The sequence below is a fragment of the Marinitoga sp. 1135 genome (assembly GCF_013363245.1).
GTDB classification, from domain to species: Bacteria; Thermotogota; Thermotogae; order Petrotogales; family Petrotogaceae; genus Marinitoga; species Marinitoga piezophila.
In genome coordinates this window covers 145,883-171,310 of the sequence record NZ_LBEZ01000009.1, presented here as the reverse complement: position 1 = coordinate 171,310, position 25,428 = coordinate 145,883, and the positions used below count along the sequence as shown (strand labels likewise).

Genomic DNA, 25,428 nt, shown 5'->3' with positions numbered 1-25,428 from the left:
AGGAAAGGTATATCCAGAAACACAGGTAGGAGGAGGAAGAATAGATTTATTAATAAATCTAAATAACAGAGAATATCTAATAGAAATAAAAGCAAATCTAACAGGAAATGAATATGAAAAATCGAAAAAGCAATTGGTGGAATATTTAAAAAGAAGTGGCTTAAAAGAAGGCTGGCTTGTGATATATTCAGAAGCAATAGAGGATTTCAAACATGAAATAGAAGAAATAGATGGAGTAAAAATCAATGTATGGTTTATAAAAACAAACTTTGAAAATCCATCGAAAGTGAAATAAATAAAAAATAGAAATTATTATAACAATTGTTTTCTACAAAAAACTCAAACATAAATTTGAAATAAAACCAATTGCACTATCAATCCTCCCACAGCTCCCGCTGTGTGTATATTGTATACTAAAAGTAAGCCATGAATGAAATTGAAAAATGGTCCATAAAGGGAAAATAAAAATGCACAAATTTTGAAAATAATATAATAGATTATTTTAAAGTAGAGGGGTCAAATTTTTGCCATTTTTTATGAAAATAAATACAATTTTATAAAAGAATAGTTTTTTGAGAATTTTTCTCAAAAAACTATTCTTTTTTTAATTTTTTATGTTATAATTAAGTTGGAGGTGAGAATAATGCTCATACAATTCAACTTTAAAAATTTTAAATCATATAAAAATGAGGTTTCTCTAGATATGACAGCAACTTCAATTAAAGAACATGAATATAATCTTATTTATGATAAAAAGGGTGAAAAGTTTTTAAAAGTAGCAGCAATATATGGACCAAATGCAGGAGGAAAAAGTAATATTATAGAAGCATTTGCATTTATGAGATATTGGGTGTTATCTTCGTTTAAAGAAGCTGGAGAAAAGAAGAAAATTCCCCTTAAGAGATATGCTTTTGATGAAGAATTAAAAAATGGAAAATCAGAATTTGAAGTTTTTTTTAAAGTTAAAGGTGATGAATATCAATACGGATTTTTAATTGATAATAATAAAGTTTATGAAGAATGGTTGTATAAAAGGGATTTCAGGGGAAGAAATAGGTATAATACAGTTTTTGAAAGAACAGAGAATAACATTAAGTCATCAAAAAATTTAAAAGAAATTGTAGAATTAGCTAAAAATGCTATTAATGGTTCTACATTGTTTTTGTCATTTTTGGGCAATACGAATATAAAAGAAGTAAAAAGTGTTTTTGAATGGTTTAATAATACTAAAGTGGTAAATTTTGGAGATAGTTTAACTGAGTTAATTTATGAAACAAATTATAGATTGAAGTCTAGATACAAGGATAAAAATTATATAAGAGGAATAGTAAGTTTTTTAAAATCTATTGATATAGAGATTGAAGATATTGTTGTAAGAGAAATAGAAATTGAAAATAAAAAAATACCTGTTTTATTTTCAAAGCATTTGAATAAAAAAAAGGAGCCTGTAGAATTGCCTTTTGAAGAAGAATCTGATGGAACGAAAAAGATGCTTGTGTTATACAATATTTTTTATGATGTATTTAAAAATGGTGAAACAATATTTGTTGATGAACTTGATTCAAAGCTACATCCAATATTAATGAGGAAAATAATATCAATGTTTCATGATGAAGAAGTAAATAGAAATAATGCACAATTGATTTTTACAACACACAATGTAACAATACTTACAAAGGATTTATTTAGAAGAGATGAAATTTGGTTTGCTGATAAAGAAAATAAAGAATCAATTTTGTTTTCATTGGTTGAATTTAAAATAAATGGGAAAAAGGTAAGAAATGATGCTTCTTATGATAAAGATTATTTAAAAGGAAAATATGGGGCTATACCAATAATAAAGGATTTTTATTTTGGGGATGGTAAGATTGAGTGGTAGAAGAAAAGGAAGGAAAAAAATAAGAAGAGAAAATTCTCGAGATGAGAATGTCATAAGATATTTTATTTTTTGTGAAGGTGAAATGACAGAAGTAAATTATTTTGAAGGAATAAAAAGGAAATTTGGAGAAAAAGGACTTTTAAGACGAGATCCGAATGTTTTAAAAACTTATAATATAACAATAAAAGGAAAAGGATTGGGAACAGAAAAGTTGGTAAAGAAAATAGAAAAAATAATTAATAGGTCCGGAAATATTTATGGTAACATATGGTTGGTTTTTGATAAAGATGATTTTTCGGATGATAGTTTTAATAAAGCCATTGAGGAAGCAATAAACAATGGATATAACGTTGCATGGTCTAATAAATGTTTTGAATTATGGTTATTTTTGTATTTTGAAAGTAATTATTCGGATCTTACTTGTAATGAATATGTAAATAAATTAGACAGTAAAATAAAACAACATATTGACAAAAAAGGTTATAGTAAAAATAGAGAAGATATATTTGAAATTTTAGAAAAAACTATTGGTTGGAGAAAAGCATATAATAATGCAGAAAAGTTAATAAAAAAATTTAGAAAAGAAAATTCTTATGCCAAAAAAGCTCCCTGCACAACTGTACATTATCTTGTTAAAGAATTAATGGAAATCGTTGAAAATAAAGAATAAAGTTTCAAGTTTTGTAAAACCAATTTTTTGAGAATGAGGGAATAATTTATATCAAACCACCAGGGTCAAATTTTTGCCCTGGTTTTTTTGTTGGAAATGAAGGGAAACCATAATTGAATTGTGATATAATTCAATTGTGGAGGTGGAAGTGATGAAAAAACTGCCGGTAGGGATAGCGGATTATAAGGAAATAATAGAAGAAAATTATATATATGTGGATAAAACCAAATATTTATATGATTTAATAAATAGTGGAAAATTTTATTTTATGTCAAGGTCTAGGAGATTCGGAAAAAGTTTAACAGTATCAACATTTTATTACTTATTCAAAGGAGAGAAGGAATTATTTGAGGGAACATATATATATGACAAATGGGATTTTAAGGAATATCCAATAATAAGATTAAATCTATTAAAGGCGAAATCAGAAAATACAGAAAAACTCAAAGAAAGTTTAACAAAGATAATAATACAAGAAGGAAAAAGGAACGGAATAAATATAGAAGAAACAGACTATGCGTTTGCATTCGATGAATTAATAATGAAGCTATCAGAAAAAGGAAAAGTAGTAATATTAGTTGATGAATACGAAAAACCAATATTGGACAATATAAATAAAAAAGAAAAAGCGGAAAGCAATAGAGAAATATTGAGAGATTTTTATACAACAATAAAAGCGAATGATGAACATATAAGATTTGTCTTCATAACCGGAATAACAAAATTTACCAAAACAGGAGTATTCTCAGCATTAAACAATTTAAACGATATATCATTAGATACAGCATATTCACAAATGTTTGGATATACCCAGGAAGAGTTAGAATATTATTTTAAAGAACATATAGAAGAAACGGCAAAAAAGTTTGGAATAACAAAAAAAGAATTATTAGAGGAAATGAAAAGATATTATAATGGATTCTCATTTGATGGAGAACATACAGTATATAATCCATTTTCGATATTACAATTTTTCCAGAAAAAAGAACTTAGAAACTACTGGTTTGAAAGCGGATCACCAAGTTTTCTGTATGAATACATAAAAGGTAAAAAGATAGAATATGAGGATTTAGTAAAAATACCGGTAAGTGCGGAAGATTTCTCAACACGAGAAATAGAAGATGCAAGAGCAAATATCTTCTTTACGCAGGCAGGGTATTTAACCTTTAAAGGAATAAAAAAATATGGATTAAAGAAAAAATATATACTGGACTATCCAAATTTTGAAGTGAAAAACAGTTTTTCAACACTAATATTAGAAGCCAATTATGGATTTAATGATGAAGAAATAAACAGGGTAAGTGAGATATATTTAAAAATAGAAGAAAATGACATAAAAGGATTAATAGAAGAAATAAAAAAGATAATAAGCGCTGTTCCGTATAATCTACACAAAAAAGAAGAAAAATATTATCACTCATTGATATTTACAATAATAGCCTCGGCAGGAATAGATGTAAAAGCAGAAGAATTGACAAATCTTGGAAGAAGTGATTTAGTAATAGATTTTGACGACAGGATATATTTATTTGAGATAAAACTGGATCAAAGTAGCGACGAAGCATTAAAACAAATAAAAGAAATGAAATACTATGAAAAATACAGCGGAAAAGAAATATATCTCATAGGAATGAATATAAATTCAGAAAAAAGGAATATTGAGGAATATATAATTGAGAAGTTATAAAAAAATACCATGGATCCTTCTAAGAAAGATTAGAATGTGGTCCACGGTATATATTTATATAATTCATTTTCCAAACCACCAGGGTCAAATTTTTGCCCTGGTTTTTTGTTGAGGATGAAAAGGAAGTTACAATAAAATACAGCCCCTTAAAGGGGCTGTATTTATTATTGTATTTACATTTGTGAAAAAGCCTGTTCTGCTGCTACTGAGAGTGGATATACAGTTGGAGCTGCTGTTAATAATGGGTGTGTACCTATTTGCATTGTCATAATGTCCTGAACGGTAACTTCTTTTTGAATTGCTAAACTGATAATATTTATCATTTCACCTATACTCTTTCCGCCAGCCATTTGAGCTCCTAATAATAATCCACTTTCTTTTGAGAATATTAATTTTAATACGATTTTTGAAGCATCTGCAAATTTACCAGGATGTCTGTCCATAACTTCCGCTTTTCCTACAACTATATCGAAACCTTCCTGTTTTGCAACTGCTTCTGTAATTCCTGCTGCAGCAAATGCTTTGCCTCCAATTACTGTTGAATATGCGTTTAATGAGCCTTTGTTTGTTCTTAATACTCTTAATTTGTAAAGGTTGGATGCTGCAATTCTTGCATCAAAAACAGCTGCTGATGCGAGCATAAGTCTTGATGGTTTTCCTGTGAAGTAATCTTTGTGTTGTACACAGTCTCCTGCTGCGTAAATGTCAGCTACTGATGTTCTCATGTAATCATCTGTTTCAATGTATCCAAGATCTGTAATTTTTAAACCCATTTTCTTTCCAATTTCAACATTTGGCTTATAACCTGTAGCGAGTATTACAACATCTGCAGGTATTTCTTCTCCACCATCAAGAACAACCTTTTCAACTTTTCCGTTTCCTGCGATTTCTTTTACTTTAGAATTCAATAATACTTTTACATTATCGCTTTCAATTTCTTCACGTGCAATTTCTCCAAAATCTTTGTCAAATGATGCTGGTAATAAATAATCTCTTGCTTCTATTAATGTAACGTTTTTACCGGCTTTTTTGATTTCATCTGCAACTTCAACACCGATAAATCCACCGCCGATAATTACCACATTTTTAGCATCTTTGAGTTTTTCGTGAACTGTTTCGAGATAAAAATGATCCTTTGGAATTGTTAGTACATTTTCAAGTTCATTTCCAGGAATTGGAGCTCTAAATGGAGTTGAACCTGTTGCGATAATTAATTTTTCATATTCAAATGTTTTTCCGCTTTTTGTTGATATTGTTTTCTTTTCTGCATCACCGTCTATAACTTCATCAATTAATAAGTCAATTCCCATAGCTTTGAATTTTTCTTCAATTCCCATATAGTCTTTTTCTACACCACCAAGTGTGTGAAAGATATATGGTATTCCACATGGAACTAATTCTTTGTCTAATTTTTTGATAACAAGTACCTTTTTGTCTTTGTAGATTTTTTTTGAAGTCATTGCTGCAACGAGTCCAGCTGCACTTCCACCAATAACAATAATGTCGTATTTCATAATATCCCTCCTAAAAAAGTTATAATTTTCACTTTATTTTTGGCATTTTTATCCTTTACATTATTAATTATATCACAAATCATATATCTATTGAAAAAATATATATGTATTTTCTTTTAAATTTAGATTAAAAGAGAATTAGAGAATTAGAAAATTAAAAAATTAGAACATTAGAAAGTTCTAATGTTCTAATTTCATCTGATTTAAGAAATATAAGCTTGAGTATATCATTATAGCTACAAAGATGAATACGTTAATAAAACCAACGTGTTTTATAATTGCGCCAATTATTAATGGGAGTAATGCTGTTACAAAGTTTAAAGCTCCTGAGATTCCAACGTATAATGCTCTGTTATGATGATCGCTGATTTCTATTAAAACACCTTCAAATGTCATTTGACGGGCACTTATTGCAATTCCCGTTAGCAGGAATAATGTTGAGTATAATAATGGTGATGTTTTGCTTAATATTAATGCAAGTATTGGGATTAAACCTCCAATTGCTATACAGTATTTCAATATTTTTTTGTAGCCTTTTTTATGTAATAATGGTCCCCAGACGAAACTTGATAAAACTATTCCTATCATTTGTAATAACAGGAAGTTTCCAACCATTTTGTCTGAAAGGGTAAATGTGTTTTTGGCAAGTAATACATAAAATGGTATTATTATTAAACCAAACCCTGTTAAATTGCTAAAGATAACGTAATTTAGGAGATTTTTATCCCTTGAAAGTATTGTAGGAATATTTTTTATTATTTCCATGAAAGAAGGGAATTCCCTTTTTACTTCAAATTTTTCTTCTTTGATTAGCCAGAATCCAAGTGAGGCTATGAACAGTGAAAATGAAGCTATGAGAAACATGTTTGAGTAATTGTGTGGATATTCGAATTTATTTAATATATACTTTGCTAAGAATGCGCTTAATAGTGCAAAGGAACTTCTGGATATTTGCCTGAAGCTCATGAATTTTCTTTGCAAGTCCTTTGGTATAGATTTTCCAAGTAAATCGGTGTAACTTACACCTGCAAATACACCGCTAAATGAGAATATAGAAATTATAATAATAATCAGGGTTAACAGTGTTTTTTCTGATAATGGAGAGATTAATAATAAACCTATTGCTAATAATGAAAAGATTCTAAGGTATATTCCTGTTAATAGATATGGTTTTTTTAGAGGTTTTGAAACGAGAAACCCTGCAAAGAATAATTGTGCTAAGAGTGGAATTCCAACAGAGATTGCTGTGACAAGGCCGAGCAGGAATTCACCGCCTCCTGCTTGAAGGATTAATGAGGAGACTACGGTGTTTACTTCGATGAATGAGCTTGCTATTGCGAGGAATATTGCGTGCCAGATGAATGCGTAGAAGTTTCGTTTGACGTTTTGCATATAGATACCTCCGATATATAGTCTTTTTATATTATTATATCAAAAAAAGTTCGAAAAGAAAACTAAGTTGGGAATTTTCAAGGATCAGCAATTGAGTCGCATGAACGAACCTTTTTATGAATGTTTTCTTGATTTTTGATTTAATTTTTATTTGTTATTATTGCACAAAATTTTTATGATATAATAGTTTTAGTAATAAGTTAGGGGGCGAAGTGGTTGAAGTTACTTGAGTTGAGGATAAAAGGGTTTAAGAGTTTTGTAAAAAATACAACATTAAATCTTGATGCAAATGTTGTTAGTATTGTTGGACCAAATGGTTCAGGAAAATCGAATATTGTGGATGCCATAAGATGGCTATTGGGCGAACAATCCTCAAAGCAAATGCGTATAGAGGAGAAGTTTGATGTTATTTTTAGTGGGACTGAAAAGTTGCCTCCTGCCAAAAAGGCTGAGGTGTTTATAAAGATAGAGGATGATGAGGGAAGGATAAGAACTCTTGGTAAGATTCTTTCTGCTGATGGGAAGATACAATATAAGATTGATAATAGAAATGCCCGATTGAAGGATTTAATTGAGGTAATGGGTGGTGCAGGTGTTGGTAAGTCCTTTTATTCTATTATTGGTCAGGACCAGGTTAAGGAATTAATAGCAGCTCCTTCTGAATTGTTAAGAGCGCTTATTGAGGATGCTGCTGGAATAAAGGTTTATCTTGATAAAAAGGAAATAGCTTTGAGAATGCTTGAACAGACAAAGGAGAATCTTGAAAGATTAAACGATATATTGTATGAGGTTGAGAAAAGGGTTAGATCATTGTCAAACAGAGCATCGAGAGCTAAGAAATATGTTGAGTATAATAAGGAATTAAAGGAAATAGGGGTTAAGTATTTTGGTGCCAAGAATATAAAGATAAGCGAGAAAATACAGGAGATTGAGAATAAGATTCTTGAGAATAAGTCAGAGGTTAAGGAATTGCTTGCTAAGAGTTTTGAGGTTGAGAGGTTATACAGGGAATTAAAGGCGGAGATAGAAGAGAAGGATGAAAAGCTTTCTGCATATGGAGAAAAACTGGAAAACTTCAAGCAACGTCTTGATTCATATGAAAAGATGAAAACACATCTTGAGGATGAATTGAAACAATTAAATTCAGCCATTGTTGAAAATAGCTGGGAAAAGACGAAGTTTGAAGAGGATTATGCCAGAAATAAAAAGAGATTTGAAGAAATTAGGAATTTAATAGAAAAGTATGAAAATGAATTGAGTAAATTAAATGAAGAGATTACAGAGGTTGAAAATGAAAAGAAAGAGATAGAGGCTTCTATTTCTAAAGAGATGAATAAGCTAACTTCTTTGAAAGAGAAATTAAAGCGATTAATTGAAGAAAGAAAAGAATATGAAAAAACTAAAAATGAGTTAATAAGCGAACAGGGGAGTAAGGATGAGCGATTGAAGTTTTTGAAGACTGAAAAGGAAAATTATGCAAAGAAGATAGAGGAATTAGAGGAAAAATTAAAAGTTCTTGAAAAGGATCTTGAGCATTATTCTAAAAAAGAAAAGGAATTAATGGATCAGATTGAAGAAAAGAAAAGTGAAACAGAAGAGCTGCATAGGAGCGTTTCGGAAACATATGAATATCTTCAAAAGTTAAGACGTGAAGAGGATTTAACAAAAAGAAAGATAGAGAATTTAAAACTGCAGATTTCGGATTATGAAGGGTTTTCATATGCAATAAAAAAACTGTTTGAGGCGTTTCATAATGATGAAAATATTGTGGATGTGGTTTTGAATTTAATAGAGGTACCTGAAGAGTTGGAAACGGCTATTACCACAATTGCAGGTTTTAGACTTCAAAATGTGGTTATAAAACGCTCTTCACAGGTGTCTTCATATATAAAATATTTAAAAGCAGAAAGAGCTGGAAGAGTTACATTTTTGCCTCTTGATTTGATTAATTCAAATTTAAGAAGGGTAAAAGAGCTGGAATATGAACCAGGATTTTATGGCTATGCGGTAGATCTGGTAAGTTATGATCCAGAATATGAAAAGGTTATAAAATATGTGTTTGGTAATTCAATAATTGTTGATAGGCTTGAAACAGCACTGGAAATTAAAAATCGAATGAAGAATGTGTCGCTTACAATTGCAACTGTTTCTGGAGAGATAATAAACACATCTGGTGCAATTACAGGTGGTGCTTCAAAAAACAATAATCAAACACTTCTTCTTTCAAGAAAGAGAGAATTAGCTGAGCTTGAAGAGTCATTGAAGGAAATAGAAGAAGAAATTTCTTTAAATGAAAAAAATTTGGAAAAGGTGGAATATAATTATAAGCGTTCAACTGTGGAGCTTAAAAAATTGGAAGAGAAGTTAAATGAGATAAGATATAATCATTTAAATGGAAAGAATTCATATAAGGATTTTAAAAAGGAATATTCCAATGCAAAACATGGGTATGAAGAGGTGTTGAGCAGAATAGATACATTTGAAGATAGGATAAATGAAATAGAGGAAGAATTGAAGGAACTGGAAATAAAAATAAACGATAATGTTGATTTGCAAAAGAAAATAGAAATTGAAATAGAGGAAATAGAAAAGAGCAATAAGACAATAGATAATGAACTCAGGAAGAAGATTGCAAGATTGGATGAATTGAATTTGCATAAGAATTCTGTATTGTCAAAGATTTCAGAATATGAAAAGGAAAGAAATGAAGTAAAGAATAATTTGAGAAGCATAGAAAATCATCTTGAATCACTTGAGAATAAGTTTAAGCAGTTAAAGAATGAGATGGAACAAAAAAGCAAAGAGTTAGAAGATTATGAAGAGGAAATTAAAAGAATTAATGAGGAAATGAATGAGGCATTTCAAATGCTTAAAAAGAGTAGAGAAGGTAAGAAAGAGAAGTTTGAGGAATTGGAACAATATGAAAAGCTTAGAAATGAAATAAAGGATAAGATAGATGATTTGAAGAATGCTGCGCATGAGCTGGATTTAGAGAAACAAAATCTTATTCATGAAAAGGACTTTTTATTTGAAAAGGCAAAGAATATGGGAATTGATACAGAAGAATTTGTTTTTGAAAATTTAAACGATATGGAAATTATGGCACTTGAAAGGCGTATTGAGGATATTAAAAAGGCTTTAAAACATATTGGAAGTGTTGATCTTGCTGTTTTAGATGAATATGAAATGGTGAAAAAGGATCTTGATGATAGATATAAGCAAAAAGAGGATATTTTAAAGTCTATTAAGACATTACAGGAAGGTATTGATAAGATAGATCAGGAAGCAGAGGAGAAATATTTAAAGACATTTAATTTTGTAAATGAAAAGTTTGGTGAGTTTATTAAAGAATTATTTGTTGGCGGCGATGGATTGTTGAAGATGTTTGGTGAAGGAAAGGCTTTTGAAAAAGGTGTGGAAATTTCCGTTAAAAAGCCAGGAAGGAATTTCCAGAAATTGCAATTGTTTTCTGGTGGAGAGAAAGCTTTGATAACTTCAGCTTTCCTTTTTGCACTTATGAATGTGAATCCTAGCCCATTTTATGTGCTTGATGAAATTGATGCGCCGCTTGATGATATAAATGCAGGAAAACTGGCGAAGTTAATAAGGAAACATGCTGATAAGACACAGTTTTTGGTTATTACACATAATAAATTGATGATGGAAATTGCCGATATTTTCCATGGAATTACTATGAGAGATGGCGTTACTCATGTTGTTCCAGTAGATTTTAAATTTATGGAGAACCTTAACTAAAAAAATTCCCCCATCTGGGGGAATTTTTTATGTAAAAAGTAATTTTAATTTTTCTACACCCTCTTTCTCTTTTTCAGGTGAGACTAAATTTTTATCAATTTTTATAGGTTTAGAAGTTTTTTCTAATATTTTAATAAAACTTTCTACTTCCTTTTTGCTTTTTAATATAAAATCTTTATTAAAGGATGATGTTGCCATATTATTCACCTCGCTTCACAAATGAAACCTTATATTAATTATACAGTAAATACAAATATTTTTCAAGCTATTTAGAATGTTCAACTCTAAAAAAAGTTCAAATATTTAATTATGGTAGCAAACTATAAAGAAAGAGTAAAAACTACTTTCTCATTATTTTCATTATAAATCTCAAATTTTATTCTTTTTAAGGAAGTTTCGAATTTTTCACTTTCATCTTTTTCAACTTCAAAGTCATATCCATTTTTATTCTTGATTACAGTAATCTTTATTTTTGCATAATTGCCTTCTTTAAATGCAAAGCTTTCTCCATCATCTTCAAAATAGACGAATTCCGCTTTGTCAGTTACAAAACCTATAACGATAATTTCTTCCGTTGCTTTTTCATCAACATAATTTAATTTTTCTTCGTTTAATACGATTAATGAATTTTCTTTTATAAACACAGGTATTTCATTTAATCCCGCTTTTATGTAATGGGTTCCTGGGGTTAAAACTTCTACATTTCTTTCTTTAAAATCGGAAAGTTTCCAGTATAACCATTTATTTTCAGGTAAATATACAAAACGCCCTTTTGCATTAGGCTGTATTATTGGTGCAGCCATTAAGGATTTTCCAACCATGAATTGATCTTCTATTTCAAAGGAAGTTTCATCGTCGTTATAATGCAAGAATAGAGGTGAAATAAAAGGTGTTAATTCTTCAATTGAATTGAAGAATTCAGAATAAAGATATGGGATTAAGGCATATCTAAACTCTATGATTTTTTTCATTATATTTTCAATATTTTCGTCAAAAGCCCATGGTTCCTGGTGACGGGTTCCAAGAGCTGAGTGATTTCTGTATAATGGTGAGAAAACTCCAAGTTGCATCCATCTAATAACTAATTCCGGTGACGCATTGCTGCCAAATCCGCCTATATCAGCGCCGGTATAGAAGAATCCTGCCATGTTTAATGAGAGGAGCATTCTTATATTTACGAGCATATGTTCCCACCAGGACATATTATCGCCCATCCATATGGTGGCTATTCTATGATGTCCGGCATAGCTGCTTCTTGATAATAATAAATATCTTTTATCTGGAATAAGTTCATTAAATCCTTCAACTGTAGCTTTTGCCATATAATAACCATATAGATTATGTAATTCTTCATTTGAGAATTTTCCATAAGGGGTATTATGATAGAATTCGCTGTAATATTCCCTTTTGTTTGAAAGAGCGTTTATTCCGTCTTTTATTCCAAAGAACTCCAGACCTATTTCTTTGTTTAGCATTTCATTTATTTCTTTAAGATATTTTTTTAGAGCGTCTGGAACGAAGAAGATTGATGGTTCATTCATATCATTCCAGAATGAATATATTCCAAGATCTGTAAATAATTTATATTTTCTTCCCCACCATTTTCTAACTTCCGGATTTAAAAAGTCTGGAAAATGTGTGAATCCAGGCCATACTGTTGCTACAAAGTCTTTTCCATCTTTGTCTTTACAAAAATATCCTTTTTCTTTTCCTTCTTCATAGACGTCATATCCTTTTTCGATTTTTACACCTGGGTCAACTATGGGAACGAGTTTAAATCCTTTTTCTTTCATTTCTTTCATAAATTTATCGAAGTCTGGAAATTTGTTTTCATCGATGGTAAAGACTTTAAAGTCTTTCATATAATCAATATCCATATATATTGCATCACATGGAATTTCTTTTTTTCTAAAGTTTTCAGCGACTTCTTTTATTGTTTTAGCATCAGGGTAACTCCATCGGCATTGTTGATATCCAAAAGCCCATTTTGGAGGAATATATGGTGTTCCCGTTAGCCTTAAATATTCTTTGATAATTTCAATATTGTTTTGTGAGTTGAATATGTATAAATCAAAATTGTTTGATGGGATTGTGATTTCCATTATGTCGTGTTTTGTAAATCCTATGTCAAATATTATTTCTGATGGATAATCAATAAAGAGTCCAAATTTGTTGTTGACTATTAAGAAAGGGTGAGAACCATATAATGACTCTTTTTCCGGTGTGTGTAAAGGGTCATCTGTTGCATATAGTTTATAGCGTTTTCCCCTTTTGTTTAATCCTCCAAGTGTTTGTCCTAAACCGTATATACGGTCTTCTTCATTGAGCTGGAATTTTAATGTGAAAATTGTGTCGTTTTTTTCAAAAGAAAAGAAGGGGAGTTGTTCTGTTTCGGTGAAATTAAGCGATTTTTTGTCGAGTGTTACAGCGTCTGTTTCAAATGGTGTTCCGAATCTATATAATGTTGTAAAATTTAAAAGATTGGCTTTTAGCATTTTTGTTCTCCTTTCAATGATGGTTTTTATTGTTGATTGAGAAAAATAAATGCTTGGATTTTATTAGATGTGCAAGAATGCCATGACGATTTCGAGAACTATTAGAACAACAATAAGAAATTCGAGAAAATTGGCTCTTGAGCCTTCGCTTATTTCGTTTAATACAGTGTAAGTTTCCAGTGCATAATCTAATTTATGCGAAAGGTTTTTATATCTTCTTTTTAACTCAAAAAATCTTGCAAGTGATTCATATAATTCGTCGTATAGATTCCATTCCCAGGTAATGGACGGTTTATCAAGAATCATAATATCAGATATTATTTCATGTCTTGTTTTTACAAGATTTAATGTTTTTCCTATTACAATATTCCTTATTATTGGCAAAAATGCCTTGAATTTTTTGTATCTATATATAGTTTTTTCTATTTCATCTTCAAGCTCGTCCGAAAGTTGTTCATATCGTTCTAATGCCACACTTTGGGATATGGTCAATGATATTAATGAAAGAACTTCCTGAGTAATGAATTCTTCTTTTATGAATAATGTTTCTATGTTGTAATCAATATAAAAGTTTCCCTTTATATTATTATCGATTTTTATGATTAATTCATCTTCTAAAACCGTTTTATATTCTTCTTCTATTAATTTTTCCAGATAGACTATAAAATCCTTTATTTCCTTGTCGGTGAAATCAAAAAATACAAAGGTTCCAAATTGATAAACATGTACGTTTTTTTGATTATAGTTTAATATTAATGGCATTTCCCATTTTGTGATGACTGGCAATTGCAATTTTGCAGCTATAAGTGCAATGTCTATATTTTTTCCAGCATCAATAGCCTTTATTCTTATTTCATTTCCCATTTTATTCACCCCGATTATATATTAGTTTATACACGATAATTCTAAGTAAAACTATAATAATTCCTGCAATAACAAAAGCATTTATTGTTCTCAATACACCAAGGTATAGCGGTGTTTGAAAGTGTAAAAAGGTGTCTATTATTGAGACAAATACTATAGATTGCCCTATATTCCAGAATATTTTAAAGAATTCTGTTGGTGGTTTTGTGAAGATGAAAGTGTATCCCAGTAATTCTTTAAATCTCGGTCTGGCAATTAGATATTTTTCAAGCAAATCCCTTATTTTTCTTTCTGTCATTGTGGAAATGCCAAAATTTCCGCTTCTGAGGATATAATAGATAAATACTATCCCAAGGATTATTGAAGAGAGAATTATGTCTTTTTTCTTTAATTTAAAGTTTTTTATCTGGACTATAAATAGTATAAATGGAAGGGTAATGAGTAATAATTTAATACCTCTAATAACAGAAATTTTATAGATGTATAAATAACTGTATCCTGAAGAGTAGATTAATATACCAATTAGTATATTAAACAAAACAGCTTTTATATATGCTTTGTCTTTTTCAAAATGATTTTTCCATTTTATCCATGAAATAAAGGAAAAAAATATCGCTGCAAATACATACGACCAGGGGTTAAAGTAAAAATATAATATAGCATATATTATTGAAAACAACGGTATATATATTGCTCCAAAAGCTAAAAGAACTGCAGCTGAGATAATATCAAAGTATTCAGGAATATTTTCCAATGGCAATATATAATCTTTATGATTTTTCATTCTTTTTTCTATGGCATTTATTATTTCAGATCTGTTTTTATGTTCTGGAATATAGAAAAGGTTTATTCTTCTTTCATTAAACGCTCTCCAATACCGTTGAACAACCTGTTCTGTATCGTATTTATCCATTTCCTTTGGTTTTATATAATGAGCATATCTTATTTTTTTTAATTCGTCATCTGAAAGATAGATTTTATATCTGTCAAAGATGAAGCCGAAGTCTGAAAACTCGGCAACTATTATATTATTGAATCTATGGACTATATTTTTAAAGTCATCCAAAGTTATATTGGTGGAATTTTCGCTTATTAGGATATAATCCTGATATTTGTAATATTCCACAACCTTTTCCCCAATCTTTATTGATTGGGTTTTTAATCTGGAGTTATCAATGATATGATATCCTCTGGATAAGAATTTATAATCATTATATGAGATATAGATAAAGCTAAAAACTGCATAGAATATGGTTATATAGAATATAAGCGTTTTAAGATTTTTCAAAAGCTTATCGCTCCAATCTGTTTAAAACCTTTTTTAAATCGTCAGTTAGTTCCGCCATTAATGTATAACGTTTGTTTTTGTAATCAAATTCAAGGTAATATGAGTGCAGGAAGTATCTTTTTAGTCCTACAAATCTTTTTAATATCTTATTTTTTTCAAAATCACCATATATATTATCACCTGCAACAGGCGAGCCGATATTTGCAAATTGCCTTCTTATTTGATGTTTTCTTCCTGTTTTTAATTCAATGTCAACAAGGGATAACGGTATGTTTTTTATTCTGTATGTATTTAAGACATCATAATATAATACAGCTTTTTTATCGTCAAGTATGTCCTCTAATTTATTTTTTTCTCCTTTTAAAATTCCTAAAACTAATGCCTGATATTTCTTCAATATATTTCTTCCTCTGATTATTTCTGTTAATTCTCGTGCAATTTGTTTGTTTTTAGCTATTACAAGAACGCCAGATGTATGTTTGTCAAGTCTATGAACAAGATGTGGTTCAAATTCGCCATTTGCATAATGTAAAACACCTTCTATTATTGTAACCTTTTCTTCTCCTGTTCCAGGATGCACTGAAACTCCATTTGGTTTGTTTATTGCAAGGATATTTTTATCTTCAAATATTATTTCCAGGTCTAAAGGTCTTGGCAATATGCTTTTTTCCTTTTTTCTTTCTTCAAGAGGACCGTTATATCTAATTTCAACTTTGTCACCTATATTCAAAACGAAATCCTGTTTTTTTACCCTTTTTCCGTTTACATATACAAAACCTTTTCTGAGTAATTTGTATATAAACCCGAGTTTTAGATTTTCATAGTTATTTCTTAAGAATTTATCCAATCTTTTATAATAATTTCCTTCTTTTACAATTATAGATTTTTGCATATTTTACTCTCCTTTTTGGTATAATATATATTAAGTTATAAAATTATAAACGGGGTGATGATTTTGTATAAAGAAATACTTTCTACGTTATATACATTTCTTGGAAAAAATATAGTAGAAGAAGAAAAAAAGGTAAAGAGCGAGATTTTTGATAAATTAACAACAAAAGATGATTTTTATGAGATTCTTGAATATTTAAAGAGCGAAACCTTTCCTGAGGAAGTGGAAAGAAAATTCCTCTCATTATTTATTATATCATTATTTGAGCGATTAAGAATAGCAGCTGATATGGAAAATGAAGTTTTAATATATGGAAATGAGAAAATTAACATGAAAAGTTTAAATCTTGATAAGAGTATTGTGGAGATAGAACCGTTTTTGTATGAGATGATAGAATTGATAGAATATGAAAATTTACCAACAGAAATATTATTTGGGATTTTGTCAAATGACCTTGCAATACGGATTAAATATTTTAAGGAATTGATAAAAGGGTCAAAGGTTATGGAAGAGAAATGGTCAGAGAATGAATTAAAAGGTCTTGTGAATTCGTTGACTGATTCTACCAGAGAATTTTTAAGATATATGGTTAAAGTTGGAAGTTCTTCGAAAGATGAGATTATAAAAGAGTTAAACTTGAAGGATTCGCGTTCCATTTCTGCATTTACGAGCGCTATTTCGAGAAATTCGCCTCATAATAAGGAGAAGATTATATATGGTGAGAAAGGAAAGATATATTTAAACGGAAAGTATAGGGAAATATTAAACAAAATACTTGCATAATAAAATACCCGGAATTAATTGAAATTCCGGGTATTTATTTTAATTAAAAATTATGCTTCAGCAATAGCTTCTATTTCTATATCTGCGCCCTTTGGTAATGCTGCAACCTGTATAGCTGCTCTTGCTGGTTTATGGCCGTCGAAGAAGTCGCCATAAGCTTTATTAAATTCATCGAATTTTGAAAGGTCTGTCATAAATACATTAACCTTCACAATTTTATTTACACTGCTTCCAGCGCTTTCGAGAATGTTTTTGATATTGTTTAAAATTGTTGTTGTTGCTTTTGCAATATCGCCTTTTATAAATTCTCCTGTTTCAACGTCTACAGGAAGCTGTCCTGAAACGAAGATGAAACCATTGCTTTTTACTGCTATTGAATATGGTCCTACTGCTTTTGGTGCATTTTCTGGATTTAATAATTCCATTTTAATTCCCCCTTCTAAGAAAAATTTTTCACGCTTTTATTATAACATATATTCTTAGTAAAGCAAACTATAATTTTTAGGAATATTTTAATTTCGGTTTAACATTAAGAGGGATTTTTTGTAGTATACTATAATAAACTTTGTTAGTTTTACGAATTAATTTGGAGGTATAAGATGAAAAAGCTATTGTTTTATACAGTTTTAACAGGACTTGCTGAATCTATATATAGGGTAGTTTTTAATCTTTTTTTAAGGGATATTGGTTATACCAATTCATTTATAAGCCATATTACTTCACTTGAAATGATTGGTTCAGCAATTCTTGGATTGTTCATAGGAATTGCCGGAGATAAATTTGGAAAAAAGATTATGTTGTTAATTTCCTCATTGGTATTTACAACAATTTTATTATTCAGAGTATTTCATCCCTCTGAAAATATATTATTGCTTACGGCCTTTTTAAATGGTGGCTTTTTAACTTCAAGGATGATTTTATTAAATTCATTAATAGTTGATATTACCACACATGAAAATAGAGGGAAGTATTTTGGATATAATTTTGGTCTTGTAATGGGAAGTGGTCTTGTTGGTAATTTAATTGGCGGAACAATGGGCGAGTTTTTAGGGCTTGGAAATGCGTTAGTTTTTACAGCGATGCTTCATCTTTCTTCGAATATATTTTTGATTTTTATTCATGAAAGCGAACACAGACAGACTTTGCGTTTAAAGGATTTATTTAATTTAAAAGATTTTGATAAGTTGCAATATCATATAGTAAAGATACATTTAATAAGAACCTTTTTAATAGGATTTGGTGCGGGATTATTTGTGAATTTTGGGAATATTATATTTAAGGACCTGTTTAATTTACAACCTACTATGATAGGAGCAGCTCTTGCTTTTGCGCAGTTTGGCGCAGCGGTAGGATCGATATTTTCATCGAAAATATCAAAAAAAATAGGTGCTTATCAATTTTCGCTTATTATGAATATCCTTGTTATACCATTGATTATCTCCTTTGCTTTTGTTAGAGATCCTTATGCATTTACGGTATTATATGCTTTGAGGTTTTCGTTTATGAATATGACTAATCCTGTGTCAACTACTATTGTAATGAGTTATATTCCACAAAAAAAGGTTACTACTATTAGCAGTATAAGAAATTTTTTGAATTTTATTTCACGTTCTCTCGCAGCTGTTGTTTTTGGATTTATAACTTCATTGAGTAATGGATATACATATCTATTTCTTGTGAGTTCGGTGTTTTATATAATTTCTCTTTATTTCTTAATAGAATTATTTAGACCTATAAAAAAAGATAAAATATTCTTGAATTTGTATAAATAATAAAATCCCCTTTCGAAAAAGCGAAAGGGGATTTTTTAAATAAATTATTTCTTTTCTTTTAATGCTTTTAATACTTTTTCTGGTGTAATTGGCAGATCTTTTATTCTTACACCAACTGCATTATACACGGCGTTTGCAATTGCTGCTGGAGGTGTGTCAATTCCGATTTCACCTACACTTTTTGCACCATAAGGTCCTGTTGGTTCATAACTATCCACAAGTTCCACATCTAAGTTTTTAATGTCCGGTCTTGAAGGAATTTTGTAATTCATAAGATTGTTTGTTAACAATCTTCCGTTTTTATCGTAAATCACCTCTTCATACATTGCCATTCCAATACCCTGTGCAAGACCGCCTTCTACCTGGACCTTGGCGAGGTTTGGATTTATTGGTGTCCCACAATCCACAACAGCTACATAATTTAGCAGATCTACTTTACCTGTTTCTGTATCAACTTCAACTTCAGCAAAACCAGCCATAAATGGTGGTGGAGACTCTTCGCCAACGTAAGACGCTGTTACGCTTAATTGTTTTTGGTTTTCGTTGTAATATAGTATTTCAGCAAGTTTTTTAAGGCTTATTTTTTTATCTTTTGTTTTTATTTCTTTACCGTCAAATTCAACATCTTCTTCAGGTACTTCAAAATATTCTGCACCGGCTTTTATGATTTCATTTTTCATTTTTTCTGCTGCAAGTCTTACGGCATTACCTGAAACATATGTTGTACTTGATGCGTATGCACCTGTGTCAAATGGTGTGGTATCTGTATCTGATGAATATGGTATTATCATTTCAGTTGGAACATTTAATGCTTCTGCTGCTATTTGAGATAATATTGTGTCACTACCTGTTCCTATATCTGTTGCACCTATAAGCAAATTAAATGAACCATCATCATTTAATTTTAATGTGGCGGCTGCCATATCTATTTTTGCAATACCTGATCCCTGCATGGCTATTGCCATACCCACACCTTTTACTTTTGTGCCCTTCTTTTCTGCTTTGAATTTTTCTTCCCAGTTGATTTTCTTTATGCCTTTTTCTATACATTCATCTAATTTACAGCTATTAACAATCATTTCAACGCCTTCGCGGCCTTCACCCATTATTTTGAATATAGGTGATGTTTCGCCTTCGCGAATCATATTTATTTCTCTTAATTTTACAGGATCCATGCCTAATTTTTCTGCAAGCATATCCATGGCAGATTCTATTGCAAAGTTTGCCTGTATAGCGCCATATCCCCTGTATGCACCTGCTGGTGGATGGTTTGTGTAAACTACATCTCCACCAAATCTTACAGCTTTTACTTTATTATACATAGGCAATACTTTTGAACCTGCAACCATAAATGTGGTTAATGCATGTTCACCATATGCACCTGTGTCTGAAAGTCCCCTTACGTCTATTACTCTTATTTTTCCATCTTTATCTGCACCGATAGTTACGTCAAATCTCATAGGATGTCTTGTATATGTTGATTCAAATACTTCTTTTCTTGTATAATAAACCTTTGCAGGTTTTCCGGTTTTTAAGGTAACCAGTGCTGCATATGGTTCGCCGTGTATTCCCTGTTTTCCACCAAAACCGCCACCTACACGGGGTTTTATTACTCTAATTTTGCTAATTTCCATGCCTAATGCTCTTGCTAAGATTCTTCTGACGTGGAATGGAACCTGCGTTGAAGAAACAACTACAAGTCTTCCCTGCATATCAAGATATGTATATGCTGCATGTGGTTCCATCATTACATGTGCCTGTGCTTGTGTGTAGAATCTTTCTTTTACTACAATTTCTGATTTTTCAATTTCTTCTTCCACATCGCCCACACTCATTTCGTATGAGGCTGCAATATTATTTTTTGGATCAGAACTAATAAATCCTTCGCTTTTATAATCTGCTTCAGGGTGTATTATACTTTTTGACCCCTTGTTTTTTTCAAAATCCAACACAGGTTCAAGCACTTCATATTCAACTTTTATTAATTTTAAAGCTTTTTCTGCAGTTATTTCATCTCTTGCTGCTACAACTGCAACTTCATCGCCAACATATCTTACATATTCGTCAAGCACAAATTTGTCATATGGTGAAGGTTCAGGATATCCCTGACCTGCACGGGTAATGATATTTCTTGGAACGTTTTTATATGTTAATACACATTCAACGCCGTCCATTTTTTCTGCTTCTGACGTATCTATGTTTTTAATTTTTGCAAATGCATGAGGGCTTCTAAGAATTTTTACTATTAAAGCGTCTTTTGGCGCTAAATCATCTGTATATACAGGTTTTCCACTAACAAGTCCATAACCGTCTATTTTTTTGATAGTTCTTTTTACTTCTTTCATGCTTTCACCTCAAAAAATTGTTTTATTGCTCTCATTTGACTTGCGTATCCTGTACATCTACATAAGTTTCCAACAAGGTATTCTTTCATTTCCTCTTCTGTTGGATTTTTTAATTCTTTTTTCATTGCATATACGCTTAAAATTAATCCAGGGCTACAGAAACCACATTGATCAGCTCCCTGGGCAAGTAATGCCTCTGTAAATTTCTTGTATTCCGGATCATCTTTTAGCCCTTCTACTGTGGTAATTTCATGTCCGTCAGCAGATGCTGCGAGTACAGAACAGGAAAGGACAGGTTTTCCGTCCATGAGTACTGTACATACGCCACATGTTCCTGTGTCACAACCTTTTTTGACACTCATATAATTAAGTCTTCTTAATACATCGAGAAGAAATTCAGAAGGGTTTATTTCAACTTCATGTTTTGTATTATTAACTGTTAAGGTTATTTTCATTTTATTACCTCCTCTAAAGCCCTTCTAACAAGTACTGGCGCAATCATTTCTCTGTATTCCTTTGAACCTTTTATATTTGAACCATATTCAACTTCTGAAGCGGCTTTTTCTGATATTTCCTGTAATTTTTCTTCTATATTTTCAAGTGTTTTGAGTTCTTCCATTGTTTTCCGGGTTAATCTTGCAACGCCAGGTCTGGCACCTATAGCAATTTTAATGTCATTGTCCAATTTAGATGCAGCAGCATTTAATATTGAAAAATCATAGAATGAATTTCTCATATTCTGGAATGATAATTTTCTTCCGTTGTTTTTTATTATCAATTCAACCATAATGTCTTTTCTGATTTTTTCTTCGAGGAATTTTTCAAGTGGCATTCTGCCGTTTTTGTGCAATACAATATCTGTATCTAAAACAAGTAATACTGTAAGCAAATCAGAGAATCCAAGTTTTGGAAATACTGTTCCACCAAGAGTGGCAATGTTTCTCAATTGAACGGACCAGATGTATTTCATAATTTCGGCTAATTTTCCGTCAAAAGCGTTTTTTATTATTTCGCTTTTTTCTATTTCGCCAAGAGGTGTAGCGCTTCCAATTTTTATTTCGCCATTTTCTTCTTTTATATAATTTACACCTGCATCCTGTAAATCAATGGCAAGTTCTATCTTTCTCGAAGATAATCGCATAAAGGCACCGCTTCCTATTATTTCGGCACCGTCCACTGAAACCAATTTTTCATAGGCTTCTTCGATACTTTTTGGCCTGATATAATCCTTAATCTCAATCACCCTTATCACCCTTCCCTTGAAATAAGTTTATTTTATTAATTCATAATATGCTTTTATAAGCAGATTTTTTACCATTTTTTTCCTGTATTCCGCTGTAGCTCTAACATCGGTTATAGGGTTTATTACTTTCATATATTCTTCGCCCATTTCTTCAAATAATTCTTTTGATACTTTTTGGCCTTTCATTTTTTCTTCTATTTCTTCGAATCTTTCAACTGTTGGTCCAACAGAGCCATATGCAACTTTTATATCTTCTATTTTTCCATCATTATCTGTTTTTAAAAGAACGCCTATGCTGATAATGGATATGTTCATTGCATTTCTTTTTCCAACTTTTTCATAGTAGTATTTGTATCCTTCCATTTCCTTTAATTCTATTGAATATATAAACTCATCGTTTTTAAGTTTTATTTTTCCCGGACCGGTAACAAAATGGGATATTTTCATAATTTTGTTTGAAGGTTTAATTTCCACATTTCCATCAAAGAGGTACATGCTTAATAGGAAATCGCCTGCTGGTGAAGCGTTTGCTATATTGCCTATTGGTGTAGCTCTGTTTCTAATTTGTGGAGAACCTATTTTTTTAATTATTTCCACTATCATAGGAAATCGTTTGTTGAATTCTTCATTTTTTATTAATTCATCATATGTTGTGTTTATAGGAATTCTTACTCTTCCATTATAGAATTTTACTTCTTCCTTCTCGAGACCTTTGGTGTCTATAATTACTTCTGGATTAAAGATTTCTGCTCGCATTTTTACCATTAAATCTGTTCCGCCTGATAAAAGTCTGGCATCGTTTTCAGATTTTATTTTTGAAATTTCCTCTATTGTTTTTGGTTTGAAATATTTTATCTCTTTCATCTGGACTCACCTCGTTTCTCTGCAGCGAGTTTTACTGCTTCTATTATCTTGGTATATCCTGTACATCTGCATAAATTGCCTTCAAGAGCTTCTTTTATTTCTTCTTCTTTTGGTGAAGGATTGTTATCAAGCAATACTTTTGTGGACATTATGAATCCAGGAGTACAGAATCCACATTGTATAGCTCCCTTTTCAATATATGATTCCTGAATTATGGTGTCACCCTTTTCATTTAACCCTTCAAGAGTCCATACTTCCTGACCATCGAGTTCAACTGCCAAAACCATACAGGAATTGACGTTTTTGCCATTTAAGATAATTGTACATGCACCACATTCACCTTCGCCACAACCTTCTTTTACGGAGGTCATTCTCATATCATCTCTCAAAAAATCAAGAGCCCTTTTATGTTCAGCAACATCGTATTCAACATCTTTACCGTTTAACTTAAATTTTATTTTCATATTCCTTAATCACCTCTCTAACAGCATTTAAGTCTGGTTTTACTTTTTTTAGATTTACAAAGCTTTCTATTGCTTTTACATCTTTTAATCCGTTTCCTGTTACTACAATTGCAACAGTTGAATCTTTTCCAATTTTTTCTGAAATCCTTTTCAGACCAGCGTATGAAGTAGCTCCGGCGGGTTCGGCAAATATGCCGGTCTTTGTTGATAATTCATATATAGCATTTAATATTTCTTCATCACTTACACTTACGAAATATCCGCCACTTGCTTTTACGTATTTGCAGGCTTTTATTACATCGCGCGGTTTTCCAACGCTTATGCTATCTGCAATTGTATGTGTTTCTATGTCGTCAGGCATAAATGGTTCACCTTTATCAAATACTCTTTTTATTGCAGCGGCACCTTCAGCCTGAACACCAATAATTCTTGGGATTTTATCTATTAATCCAAGTTTATAGAAATCGTAAAATCCTTTGTAGAATGAACTGATAACTGTACCATCGCCAACGCTTACAAGTACGTAATCTGGAACATCCCAATTGCTTTGAACAGCTATTTCAAGAGCTCCAGTTTTTTTGCCTTCAAGTAAATATGGATTAATTGCCGAGTTTCTGCAATACCATCCGTTTTCTTCACCAATTTTTAGTGAAATATCAAATGCTTCATCATATGTACCGTCTATTGGGATAACGTTTGCACCGTATATGAAAAGTTGTGATATTTTTGCAATTGGTGCTGAAGCAGGTAAAAATATATATGTTTTTAATTTTGTTGGTGCTGATAATCCTGCTAAAGAACTGGCTGCATTACCTGTTGAGGCACAATATATTATTTCATATCCTTTTTCATATGCTTTGGCTATAGCCAGGGCTGATGCTCTATCTTTGTAAGATGCAGTTGGATTTGTTCCGTCGTATTTTATAAAAAGATTTTTAATTCCTAATTCTTCAGCGAGTTTTTTATGTTCGTAATACGGTGTTCCGCCAATATGCAAAGGTGTTTTGTAAGCTTTGTCGCTTATTGGTAAAATTTTCTCAAACTGCCATATATTATCGAATTTTCCAAACTCTTCCTTTTTAACCTTTATTTCATCATAATCATATATAACTTCAAGTGTTCCTAACCTATCTCCGCAAACTGGACATGTATATTCAATTTCATCAGGTTCATATACTTTTCCACAACTTATACAACGAAGTTTATACTTGTTCATTTCTCAACCTCCTGTTTTTTTCTCTTTTCAACTATATTAAATTTTACATTATTTTATAGTTTAATTAAATGTTGCTTAAAGGTTGTGGTAATTAATTAGTGTCAATAAAAGGTGATTATTGTTTTATAATTCTTTTATTCTTAAAAGTCTATGATATCTAACAATTAAAAACGCTTAAACATTGATTGTTAATTTCAAAAGAAGAAAAATAAAAGTTCATTCATACGACTTGAGAGCTGATCTTAGAAAGTTTTATGAAAAATAGAAATAATAATAATAATCGCTCAAACAGGTAGAAAATTCT

General features: G+C 30.8%; 21 protein-coding genes. 7 read left to right on the top strand and 14 right to left on the bottom strand.

Annotated features, from left to right (window positions below; genetic code table 11):
- The 4 genes from XO10_RS05875 to XO10_RS05860 form a co-directional block, all read left to right on the top strand.
- Positions 1-295 (top strand): GxxExxY protein (locus XO10_RS05875; RefSeq protein WP_303048664.1); only part of this gene is annotated, 295 nt, incomplete at its 5' end.
- A 348-nt stretch (positions 296-643) separates the two neighbouring features.
- Complete coding sequence (locus tag XO10_RS05870; RefSeq protein ID WP_175421237.1) at positions 644-1,879, top strand: ATP/GTP-binding protein; 1,236 nt, start codon at positions 644-646, stop codon at positions 1,877-1,879.
- Entirely contained in the window at positions 1,869-2,549 is a 681-nt protein-coding gene (locus XO10_RS05865) for an RloB family protein (RefSeq protein ID WP_175421236.1), read from the top strand. The genes XO10_RS05870 and XO10_RS05865 overlap by 11 nt, the downstream gene beginning before the upstream one ends.
- A 151-nt stretch (positions 2,550-2,700) precedes the next feature.
- On the top strand, positions 2,701-4,236 hold the full coding sequence (locus XO10_RS05860) for an ATP-binding protein (RefSeq protein ID WP_175421235.1): 1,536 nt from the start codon (positions 2,701-2,703) through the stop codon (positions 4,234-4,236).
- Between the two features lie 173 nt (positions 4,237-4,409).
- On the opposite strand, the gene XO10_RS05855 is transcribed toward XO10_RS05860, so the two are convergent.
- Both XO10_RS05855 and XO10_RS05850 read right to left on the bottom strand, forming a co-directional pair.
- Complete coding sequence (locus tag XO10_RS05855; RefSeq protein ID WP_014296642.1) at positions 4,410-5,750, bottom strand: FAD-dependent oxidoreductase; 1,341 nt, start codon at positions 5,748-5,750, stop codon at positions 4,410-4,412.
- 180 nt (positions 5,751-5,930) lie between these two features.
- Positions 5,931-7,142 (bottom strand): MFS transporter, encoded by a 1,212-nt coding sequence (locus XO10_RS05850; protein WP_014296641.1) that lies wholly within the window; start codon positions 7,140-7,142, stop codon positions 5,931-5,933.
- Positions 7,143-7,358: 216 nt separating this feature from the next.
- Between XO10_RS05850 and smc the strand changes: the two genes are divergently transcribed.
- A complete protein-coding gene (gene smc / locus XO10_RS05845) occupies positions 7,359-10,898 on the top strand; it encodes a chromosome segregation protein SMC (RefSeq protein ID WP_175418313.1) in 3,540 nt (1,179 codons plus the stop codon).
- Positions 10,899-10,925: 27 nt separating this feature from the next.
- Here smc and XO10_RS05840 read toward each other — a convergent pair whose 3' ends face one another.
- The 5 genes from XO10_RS05840 to XO10_RS05820 form a co-directional block, all read right to left on the bottom strand.
- Positions 10,926-11,096, bottom strand: a complete 171-nt coding sequence (locus tag XO10_RS05840) for a hypothetical protein (protein WP_175421234.1) — start codon at positions 11,094-11,096, stop codon at positions 10,926-10,928.
- Positions 11,097-11,218: 122 nt separating this feature from the next.
- Entirely contained in the window at positions 11,219-13,393 is a 2,175-nt protein-coding gene (locus XO10_RS05835) for a TIM-barrel domain-containing protein (protein ID WP_175421233.1), read from the bottom strand.
- 63 nt (positions 13,394-13,456) lie between these two features.
- Entirely contained in the window at positions 13,457-14,257 is an 801-nt protein-coding gene (locus XO10_RS05830; protein WP_014296636.1) for an RMD1 family protein, read from the bottom strand.
- A 1-nt stretch (position 14,258) separates the two neighbouring features.
- Positions 14,259-15,545 carry a DUF5693 family protein gene (locus tag XO10_RS05825; protein WP_075780526.1) on the bottom strand — a complete coding sequence of 429 codons (1,287 nt, stop codon included), beginning with the start codon at positions 15,543-15,545 and terminating at the stop codon, positions 14,259-14,261.
- Positions 15,546-15,549: 4 nt separating this feature from the next.
- On the bottom strand, positions 15,550-16,437 hold the full coding sequence (locus tag XO10_RS05820; RefSeq protein WP_175421232.1) for an RluA family pseudouridine synthase: 888 nt from the start codon (positions 16,435-16,437) through the stop codon (positions 15,550-15,552).
- Positions 16,438-16,500: 63 nt separating this feature from the next.
- Here XO10_RS05820 and XO10_RS05815 point away from each other — a divergent pair, with 63 nt between their 5' ends.
- A complete protein-coding gene (locus tag XO10_RS05815) occupies positions 16,501-17,220 on the top strand; it encodes a hypothetical protein (protein WP_175421231.1) in 720 nt (239 codons plus the stop codon).
- Between the two features lie 50 nt (positions 17,221-17,270).
- On the opposite strand, the gene XO10_RS05810 is transcribed toward XO10_RS05815, so the two are convergent.
- Positions 17,271-17,645 (bottom strand): Rid family detoxifying hydrolase, encoded by a 375-nt coding sequence (locus XO10_RS05810; protein WP_175421230.1) that lies wholly within the window; start codon positions 17,643-17,645, stop codon positions 17,271-17,273.
- Between the two features lie 174 nt (positions 17,646-17,819).
- Here XO10_RS05810 and XO10_RS05805 point away from each other — a divergent pair, with 174 nt between their 5' ends.
- The gene (locus XO10_RS05805) at positions 17,820-18,992 is read left to right on the top strand and encodes an MFS transporter (RefSeq protein WP_175418310.1); all 1,173 of its coding nucleotides are present in this window, start codon (positions 17,820-17,822) and stop codon (positions 18,990-18,992) included.
- Between the two features lie 44 nt (positions 18,993-19,036).
- Here XO10_RS05805 and XO10_RS05800 read toward each other — a convergent pair whose 3' ends face one another.
- Genes XO10_RS05800 through thrC form a run of 6 tightly spaced genes read right to left on the bottom strand, consistent with a single transcriptional unit; the run spans position 19,037 to position 25,124 of the window.
- On the bottom strand, positions 19,037-21,337 hold the full coding sequence (locus XO10_RS05800) for a xanthine dehydrogenase family protein molybdopterin-binding subunit (protein ID WP_175421229.1): 2,301 nt from the start codon (positions 21,335-21,337) through the stop codon (positions 19,037-19,039).
- Positions 21,334-21,792, bottom strand: coding sequence for a (2Fe-2S)-binding protein (locus XO10_RS05795; protein ID WP_014296630.1), 459 nt, complete (start codon positions 21,790-21,792; stop codon positions 21,334-21,336). The genes XO10_RS05800 and XO10_RS05795 overlap by 4 nt, the downstream gene beginning before the upstream one ends.
- Positions 21,789-22,580: a xanthine dehydrogenase family protein subunit M gene (locus XO10_RS10790; protein WP_041638527.1), complete on the bottom strand. Its 792-nt coding sequence runs from the start codon at positions 22,578-22,580 to the stop codon at positions 21,789-21,791. Before XO10_RS10790 ends, XO10_RS05795 begins: the two co-directional genes overlap by 4 nt.
- Positions 22,581-22,607: 27 nt before the next feature.
- A complete protein-coding gene (locus XO10_RS05785) occupies positions 22,608-23,444 on the bottom strand; it encodes a xanthine dehydrogenase family protein subunit M (RefSeq protein ID WP_175421228.1) in 837 nt (278 codons plus the stop codon).
- Positions 23,441-23,908 carry a (2Fe-2S)-binding protein gene (locus tag XO10_RS05780; protein ID WP_014296627.1) on the bottom strand — a complete coding sequence of 156 codons (468 nt, stop codon included), beginning with the start codon at positions 23,906-23,908 and terminating at the stop codon, positions 23,441-23,443. Before XO10_RS05780 ends, XO10_RS05785 begins: the two co-directional genes overlap by 4 nt.
- Positions 23,892-25,124, bottom strand: a complete 1,233-nt coding sequence (gene thrC / locus XO10_RS05775) for a threonine synthase (protein WP_175421227.1) — start codon at positions 25,122-25,124, stop codon at positions 23,892-23,894. Before thrC ends, XO10_RS05780 begins: the two co-directional genes overlap by 17 nt.
- Between the last annotated feature and the right edge of the window lie 304 nt (positions 25,125-25,428).